General features: G+C 53.6%; 7 protein-coding genes and 1 tRNA gene. 4 read left to right on the plus strand and 4 right to left on the minus strand.

The window, feature by feature from the left end:
- Positions 1-250 precede the first annotated feature (250 nt).
- The 4 genes from ppc to HMPREF3277_RS03455 all read left to right on the plus strand — a co-directional run bounded on the left by ppc (position 251) and on the right by HMPREF3277_RS03455 (position 5447).
- Positions 251-2953: a phosphoenolpyruvate carboxylase gene (ppc, locus tag HMPREF3277_RS03440; RefSeq protein ID WP_070870049.1), complete on the plus strand. Its 2703-nt coding sequence runs from the start codon at positions 251-253 to the stop codon at positions 2951-2953.
- Positions 2954-3223: 270 nt separating this feature from the next.
- On the plus strand, positions 3224-3592 hold the full coding sequence (locus tag HMPREF3277_RS03445; protein WP_070870050.1) for a hypothetical protein: 369 nt from the start codon (positions 3224-3226) through the stop codon (positions 3590-3592).
- A 90-nt stretch (positions 3593-3682) separates the two neighbouring features.
- Complete coding sequence (locus HMPREF3277_RS03450; RefSeq protein WP_070870051.1) at positions 3683-4063, plus strand: hypothetical protein; 381 nt, start codon at positions 3683-3685, stop codon at positions 4061-4063.
- A gap of 37 nt (positions 4064-4100) precedes the next feature.
- Positions 4101-5447 carry a chloride channel protein gene (locus HMPREF3277_RS03455; protein ID WP_070870052.1) on the plus strand — a complete coding sequence of 449 codons (1347 nt, stop codon included), beginning with the start codon at positions 4101-4103 and terminating at the stop codon, positions 5445-5447.
- A gap of 520 nt (positions 5448-5967) precedes the next feature.
- Here the strand turns inward: HMPREF3277_RS03455 and HMPREF3277_RS03465 are convergent.
- From HMPREF3277_RS03465 to ftsE, 4 genes are all read right to left on the minus strand, one after another.
- Positions 5968-6044: transfer RNA gene (locus HMPREF3277_RS03465), tRNA-Met, on the minus strand.
- A gap of 248 nt (positions 6045-6292) precedes the next feature.
- Positions 6293-6832 (minus strand): hypothetical protein, encoded by a 540-nt coding sequence (locus HMPREF3277_RS03470; RefSeq protein ID WP_070870054.1) that lies wholly within the window; start codon positions 6830-6832, stop codon positions 6293-6295.
- 101 nt (positions 6833-6933) lie between these two features.
- Entirely contained in the window at positions 6934-7851 is a 918-nt protein-coding gene (gene ftsX, locus HMPREF3277_RS03475; RefSeq protein ID WP_045074024.1) for a permease-like cell division protein FtsX, read from the minus strand.
- Entirely contained in the window at positions 7848-8498 is a 651-nt protein-coding gene (ftsE, locus tag HMPREF3277_RS03480; RefSeq protein ID WP_003765335.1) for a cell division ATP-binding protein FtsE, read from the minus strand. The genes ftsX and ftsE overlap by 4 nt, the downstream gene beginning before the upstream one ends.
- Positions 8499-8752: the final 254 nt, after the last annotated feature.

The following is an 8752-nucleotide window of genomic DNA, read 5'->3' on the forward strand; positions in this document are numbered from 1 at the left end:
TGAAAAGAAGGTTTTATGGCGCAGTATTTTACGGGATTTCTACACTTCGGACTATGCTGCGGATACGAACGGCAGAATAATCGGACTGAAATGCACGGATGGCTTTGTTAAGGAATTAACGGCTTGACTTGTGCGGACGCGGGTTACATCAAGTTTCAGCGTTTTGCAACACCTTTTCCGATGGCGGTTTCAGACGACCTGCTATACAATGTTTTACGTTTGTTTTTGAGATAAATAAAGAGAGAAAATCATGCAACTGCATATCCTGAACAATCCAAAGGACGCGGCTCTGGCGGCGGACGCGGAATTTTTGAAACAGTCTTTATACAAACTTCTGCACGAAGAAGCTTCGCCGTTGGTAGTGGAAACGGTCAAACTGTTGTCCACTTCGGACGACAGCGCGGCTTTGATTGAGAAGGTTTTGCCGCAACTGGACGAACAGCAAACCCACGACCTGACGCTTGCCTGCGGCCTGTTTGCGCAGATTCTGAACATCGCCGAAGACGTACACCACGAACGCCGCCGCCAAATCCACGAAGAGGCGGGACACGGCGGTGCGGAAGGCAGCTTGGCGGAAACGGTACGCAAACTCAAAGCGGCGAAAATCGGTGGCAAGGTGGTTCAAAAACAATTAAATACGACCAATGTTACCGCAGTTCTGACCGCGCACCCGACCGAAGTGCAACGCCAAACTGTGTTGAACTTCAACCGCCGCATCCGCGCCCTCCTGCCCCGCCGCGAACGCTGCACCCATGCCGACGCGCTGGCGGAATTGCGCCGCGAAATCGACACCATCTTGTTGGGCTTGTGGCAAACCAGCGAAACGCGCCACCACAAACTCAGCGTCAACGACGAAATCAACAACGGCGTATCCATCTTCCCGATGAGTTTCTTCGAGGCGCTACCCAAACTATACCGCAGCATGGAACGCGAATTTCAGACGACCTATCCTGACGTTGACGTGCCCGACATCTTAAAAATCGGCGGCTGGATAGGCGGCGACCGCGACGGCAATCCGTTTGTCTCCGCCGAAACCCTGCGTTTCGCTTTCCGCCGCCATGCCGACGCGGTGTTCCGTTTTTACCGCGGCGAACTCGACAAACTCTACCGCGAGCTGCCGCTTTCCGTCCGCCGCGTCAAAGTCAACGATGACGTGATGGCGTTGTCCGACGAGTCGCCCGACGAAGAAATCGCCCGCACCGAAGAGCCGTACCGCCGCGCCATCGCCTACATCATGGCGCGCGTCATGGGCAAAGCCCGTTCGCTCGGTTTGGGCATGGGCTGCAAATTCGGCTTCATGATGCCTTACGCCTCCGCGCAAGAGTTTTCAGACGACCTCCACAAGCTGCAACGCTCCCTGCGCGACAACGGCAGCGCGCTTTTGGGCGAAGGCAGGCTCGCCGACCTGATCCGTTCCGTGTCCGTGTTCGGCTTCCACATGATGCCGCTCGACTTGCGCCAACACGCGGAAAAACACGCCGATGTCGTCGCTGAACTCTTCAAACACGCCGATTTGGAAGACTACGGCAGCCTTTCCGAAACGGAAAAACAAACCGTCCTGCTGCGCGAGCTGAAACACCAGCGGCCGCTGTCCAGCCCGTTCATCACTTACAGCGAACACACCCGCCGCGAAATGGCGATTTTCAACGAAGCGCGCAACATCAAAGACGAATTCGGCGAGAACGCCGTTACCCAAAGCATCATCTCCAACTGCGAACAGCCCAGCGACCTGCTCGCCCTCGCGCTGCTGCTCAAAGAAAGTGGTCTGTTGACGGTTGAAAACGGCAAACCGCAAAGCCGCATCAACATCGTCCCCCTCTTCGAAACCATCGAAGCCCTCGAAAACGCCTGCCCCGTCATGGAAACCATGTTCAGCAACGAATGGTACCGCGACCTGCTGCAAAGCCGCGACAACATTCAGGAAATCATGCTCGGCTATTCCGATTCCAACAAAGACGGCGGCTACGTTACCAGTTCTTGGTGCCTCTATCAGGCGGAATTGGGTTTGGTCGAACTCTTCAAAAAATACGATGTCCGTATGCGCCTCTTCCACGGCCGCGGCGGCAGCGTCGGACGCGGCGGCGGCCCGTCTTACCAAGCCATTCTCGCCCAACCGGCGGGCAGCGTGGCCGGACAAATCCGCATCACCGAGCAAGGCGAAGTCATCACCGCCAAATACGCCGACCCCGGCAACGCCGTGCGCAACCTCGAAACCCTCGTCGCCGCCACGCTCGAAGCCAGCCTGCTGCCCGATCAAAAAGACCCCGAACCCGCGCTCATGCAGGCATTGTCGGACGTATCGTTCAAATACTACCGCGAGCTGATTACCCACCCCGACTTCATCGACTATTTCCTGCAAACCAGCCCCATACAGGAAATCGCCACCCTCAACCTCGGCAGCCGCCCCGCCAGCCGCAAAACTTTGGCGCGGATTCAGGATTTGCGCGCGATACCGTGGGTGTTCTCATGGATGCAAAACCGCCTGATGCTGCCCGCGTGGTACGGCTTCGGCAGCGCAGTGGAAAGCCTGTGCGAAGGCAAACCCGAAACCCTCGCCGCCCTGCGGGAACACGCGCAGCACAACCCATTCTTCCAAGCCATGCTCTCCAATATGGAACAAGTCATGGCGAAAACCGACATCACCCTCGCCGAAAACTACGCCGGCTTGAGCGAATCGCCCGAAAAAGCCGCCGTCATCTTCGGCATGATTAAGGAAGAATACCAACGCAGCCGCAAAGCCCTGCTCGACCTTTTGCAAACCGACGAACTCTTGCGCGACAACCGCAGCCTCGCCCGCTCGCTTGCCCTGCGGATTCCGTACCTGAACGCGCTCAACGGCCTGCAAGTCGCCATGCTCAAACGCCTGCGCAAAGACCCGCACGACCCGCACACCCTCCTGATGGTGCACCTGACCATCAACGGCGTGGCACAAGGTTTGCGCAATACAGGTTAAGGCAGTACGAAAAAAGGTCGTCTGAAAACCGTTTCAGACGACCTTTAGACCAAGTGCAAACCGTAACGCGGGCTTTATCCGCGAAAACCCATACTGTTCTGCTGCATCACTGTGTTTGCCGGGGTACGGCAGCCGCTTCGGCGTTGCGGATGATCGACGTACTGACATACCTTAGCGCGGTACTGCCCCATATCGCCGCACCATAACATTTCAGACGACCCCGAGGTCGTCTGAAACACAAAAACAGCTTACGTCAAGGGAGCCATCATTATGTCTGACATTGTCTTTATATTGTTATTCGGCAAGCTTCAACCCCACAGAACAACCGACTCATCCGACACATCCGTCCCCTTTTGGCATTCGGCGGCAGGCTCGGCTTTGATTTATTTATGCATACGCATAGTGACAATCATCGTTCATGATTCGATTTCCAAAGCCATTGACAGCCTCCCCCTCATCCTGTTTCAAACCATCTGCATGTTCGGCTGCTTGCTTTTGTATTTCAAAATGTTGCGTACCACGTCTAACCCGAAACGCCGCCGGTTTATCTATTGGGGACTGGGCATTCTTTCAGGTATAGCCTTAACCCTACTGACCGAAAAATTGTTTTATTGGGCAAACTTATTTATTATGCATTGACTGGAGGGGCAACAGGCTACCCCCTCTTTTTTCAGACGACCCCGAGGTCGTCTGAAAACAAAAACATCTTACTCACAAGGAAATTATTTTATGGTGTTACTCTTTGCATCCATCTTTTTTGACATTGCTTTGATATTGGCATTCGGCAGATTTCAAGCTGTGGGGACGCTGGATTTCCCCGACAAGCTCTATCCCATCTGGAAATGGGCGGTAGGCGCGGGCGTGCTTTACACACTGAAACCTGCAATAATCGCCTACGCCTCTTATTCATCTGTCTCCCTCTTCGGCTGTTTACTGATTTTCGCCCTCTCATTCGCCACGTTCGCACTCTATTTCAAACTGCTGCGTGCCACCACTGACAAACCTACGCAGCACCGATCTATTTACTGGGGTGTCGGCATCGCTTCTGCATTTTTACTGTCTTTCGGTTTAGGCTATCTTGGCGCATTGATAAACCGCCTTCCGCAATAACCCTTTTCAGACGACCTTTTCCACACTTCCGCATACCATGCCGACCAAACCGCCCGCCTACCACATCACGCATAAAATCCGCCAAACCCGCCGCATCTCGCGTAAAAGCATTGCTTTTCTGTTCCTGCTGGCAGGTTCGGCACTGGTTGCGCTGACCGCCCTCCTGTTTGCCTGGATGGCGGATTTCGCGTTGGAAACGAATGCGGAGCTGGTGCAAAAATATCCTTGGTTTGCCTGGGTCGCCCTGCCCTTCGGGCTGCCGCTCATCGTCTGGATCACCCGCCGTTTCGCCCCCTACACCTCCGGCAGCGGTATCCCGCAAGTGCTCGCCAGCCTCGCCCTGCCCTACGGCGCCAACAAAACCCGCCTGATCCGCCTCCGCGAAACCCTCCTCAAAATCCCGCTGACTTTCCTTGCCATGTTTGCAGGTGCATCCGTCGGGCGTGAAGGGCCGTCCGTCCAAGTCGGCGCAGCAGTCATGAGCGCGTGGGGCGCATGGTGCAAAAAACACGGCTTCGCCTTTCGCGGCATGCAGGAAAACGATCTTATCGCCGCAGGCGCGGCAGGCGGGCTTGCCGCCGCGTTCAACGCCCCGCTGGCAGGCGTGATTTTCGCCATCGAAGAACTCGGGCGCGAAGTCATGCTGCGTTGGGAGCGGCAAATCCTGCTCGGCGTCCTCGCCGCCGGTTTCATCCAAGTCGCCATCCAAGGCAACAATCCCTATTTTTCAGGCTTCAGCGGCGGCGCGCTCGACAATATGCTCGGCTGGGTATTGGGCTGCGGACTCGCGTGCGGCATCGCCGGCGGACTGTTCGGACGCACCCTGTATCTCGGCGCCACCGCCTTCGCCCCCGCCAAATGGCGCGAACACATCCGCCGCCATCCCCTGATTACCGCCGCCCTCATCGGCATCCTGCTCGCCGCCATCGGCACGCTTTACCAAGGCAAAACCTACGGCACAGGCTACCACGAAGCCGCCCAAGCCCTGCGCGGCATCCACGAAGCCCCCGCCGGACTCGCCATCGCCAAATGGTTCTCCACCGTCCTGACCTACTGGACAGGTACGCCCGGCGGCATCTTCACCCCTTCCCTCACCATAGGCGCAGTCTTGGGCGAACACATCGCCATCCTCACCGGACTCACCCAAGGCACCCACGTCCTCGTTCTAATCTGCATGGCAGCCTTCCTCGCCGGTGCCACCCAATCGCCGCTCACCTCCGCCGTCGTCGTGATGGAAATGACCGGCGGACAAAACCTCCTCTTTTGGCTGCTCATCGCCTGCATCTTCGCCTCACAAGTCTCCCGCCAATTCTCCCCCCGCCCCTTCTACCACGCCGCAGGCACACGCTTCAAACGACAGGTGGAACAAAGCGGACAGAAGTGAAGCCTGATATTGCCGATGTGGGAAGGTGTAGGAAAGGTCGTCTGAAATGTTTAGCGATTCGTGGGCGAAGCCCACGTTACAAAGTTTGTTGGCAACACAAGTGCCGTAGCGTGGACTCTGTCCACGAAAATGATTGACACAAAAAGGTCGTCTGAAAACCCGATGTAGGTTTCAGACGACCTTTCATATTTGAACTTTCTATCGGTTTTGGCTGACTCGGTATCCGTAACGTGGGTTCTACCCACGAAGATAATTAACGGACAGGTTACCTGAAATCTTGAGTGGTTCGCGGGCGAAGCCCACGCTACAAAGTTTGTTGACAACACAATTGCCGTAGCGTGGACTCTGTCCACGAAAATGATTGACACAAAAAGGTCGTCTGAAAACCCGAACATCAAGTTTTCAGACGACCTTCTTAAGGTATAGGGATTCACTTACCCCGGCAATCAAGCCAAGAAAAAACCCTCGGTAGAACCGAGGGCTTGAAAAAACCCTCGGTAGAACCGAGGGCTTGAAAATTTGGTTGCGGGAGCAGGATTCGAACCTACGACCTTCGGGTTATGAGCCCGACGAGCTACCATGCTGCTCCATCCCGCGTCAGAAAGTAGAACTATACAGATACTTGAAAAAACTGTCAAGCACTTTACCGCTAAAATTCAGCAAAACATTACCCATTCAAAGTCCAGACGATAAAATGAGTTATAGCAATATTATGACTTTAAAGAGTTTAAACCAAAAACCGACCAATCAGGGCTATTCGGAACTTCATCGTAAATCACTCAATCTCAAAAAGCCTTCAAACATGGTTGCAACCGTTTTTTGTCTTTTCAATGCTGATACGAAACTTATCTCATAATACCTAACGGATTGTAAAACACACTGAAATAGAGATCTTCAAAGATATCCTGATCGTTTGAGTTTTGCTGATACTGCCCAAGCCCTATTAAGCCGACGGCCCATATCAAACAAACCATGATTGCCAATCTGACAATCAGGCGCTGTTTGTGCGGTATAAGGCTACACAGCCAATCTGCACATAGAAGCATACCCGACATCACCCAAACCACATATCCCCAACCAAATACACCAGATAACCCAAATATCGACCCCGGTATCATCAGGGTTAACATTAAACAGGGTAACAAAGGCAAGATCTCTTTCTCATCATTCAATCTGATATATAAAACAATAAAAATTACATTGGCAAATGTAGGCCAACCTACCGGAAGCCACAAGAAAAATAAGCCTGTCGACCAAATTAGCAAACCCATAGCTCCATTCACGGCAGGCAAGCACAAGGATAAGATGAACAGTATCTGCGCCATCCTTCTCAATAATTTGCTCAAACTTAGGTCATAGTCGAGTGGTAGTAGATTTCCCTGCATATTATTTCCTTATACGATAAATGACGGGCAATCAAAGGTCGTCTGAAACCTTGTTTTAGAGTTTCAGACGACCTTTTTGCCTTTACTTCAATCCAATGATTTTATTTCTTTGCCCTAAAGCCCAGCAGATGCTGCGTGGTGGCAAGCCATGCGCCGAAGACGCCTAGGGCGATGACGAAGCCAAACACCAGCGAAACTTCGCTGAAATAGAAGAAACGCCAGCCGATATTAAGCCCGTAGGGTTTGAAGATGGCATCTACCAACGGGCGCACGGCGGAGAGCAGCCAGCCGCACAGCCCCAAGCTGACGGCGGCGGAGAAGATACTCTGCCACATGGCTTGATAGAGGAAGGGGCGGCGGATGAACGATGCGGGCGCACCGAGCAGCTTGGTGATTTCGATTTCTTCTTTGCGGCTGAGGATTTGCAGACGGATGGTGTTATGCGCGACAAGGACGAACGCCATGCCCAGCGTCAGTGAAAGAAACCATAAAATTTTACGGATGAACTCGTTGATTTGATACAGCGTTTGCACCCATTCGGTGTCCATGGTGGCGGATTCGACCATGGGCAGCTTGACCATATCCTGATAAATCGCCTGCATTTGTGCGGGCGGCGTAGCGGGATCGGGCGTTACGATAAATGCGTCGGGCAAGGGGTTGCCGTCGAGCATGGAAACGAGGTTTTGATCGAGGTTGGATTGTAGCTCTTCCAAGCCTTCCTGCTTGCTGATGAAACGGATTTTGTTGAGGCGGGCATCACGTTCCAACAGGTTGCGAACGGTATCACTATCGGCTTTGGACGCATCGGTTTCCATATAGAGGGTGATTTGCGGCGACTCGTTGAGCTTGCCTAAAACGCTTTGCCCGCTTTGAATGCCCAAATACATGAAAAGCGGCAGAGTCATGGCGACGGCGAGCATCAGGAGGGTGAGCAGCGTACCGACGGGTTGGCGCAGGAGTTGTTTAAGCGCAGTGCGCGCGGATTCGACGTGCAGCGAGACGTAGTGAATGATGCTCATGCGAGTCGTCCTTTCGAGAGGCGCAGGATGCGGTGGCCGTAGTCTGCCATGAGGGTTTCGTCATGGGCGGCGACGATGACGGTGGTTCCTGCTTCGTGGAAGGTTTTGAACAATTCCATGATGTCGAGCGCGTAGGCGCGGTCGAGGTTGGCGGAGGGTTCGTCGGCAATCAGGAGGCTGGGTTGGTGGACGACGGCGCGGGCGATACACAATCGTTGCTGTTCGCCGCCTGAGAGGGTTACGGGATCGTCCAATTCGCGGCCTTTCAAGCCGACTTTTTCAATGGCGATGCGGGCGCGTTCTTCGGCTTTGCGCGGCTGATAACCGATAATCCGCAGCGGCAGGATGACGTTTTGTAGGACGTTGCGGTCATAGAGGATTTTGTGGTCTTGGAACACGATGCCGATATGTTGGCGCATGAAGCCGATTTGGTTGTCGCTCAATTCGCCCAAGTCTTGGTTGTTGAACCACACTTTGCCTTTGCTGGGTTTGGTAATACCGGAAATCAGCTTGAGGATGGTGGACTTGCCGGAGCCGGAATGGCCGGCGATAAATATCATTTCGCCTTTTTTGATTTGGAAGCTGACGTTTTTCAGGGCTTCAAAACCGCCGGGATAGGTTTTGGAAACTTGTTCGAAACGGATCATAAGGTATTCCTGGAAAGGGGTCAGAACAAACTTATCCACAGCTAATTCACAAAAGGATGCGCTATCGGAGATAGGTCGTCTGAAAAATAGGATATGTGCCGAATTATAAAGATTTCGGCGTTTTTTTGATAGTTTGCCCGGATATGGACGGCGGTAGGCAAAGCGTCGGACTGACGGCTTTACAACACAATATTACAGGCGTGATTGTCGCCACTATTTCATAGTGAATTAACTTTAAACCGGTACGGCGTTGC

Origin of the sequence: Neisseria sp. HMSC70E02 (assembly GCF_001838645.1) — a bacterium.
In the GTDB taxonomy this organism is placed as follows: Bacteria; Pseudomonadota; Gammaproteobacteria; order Burkholderiales; family Neisseriaceae; genus Neisseria; species Neisseria macacae.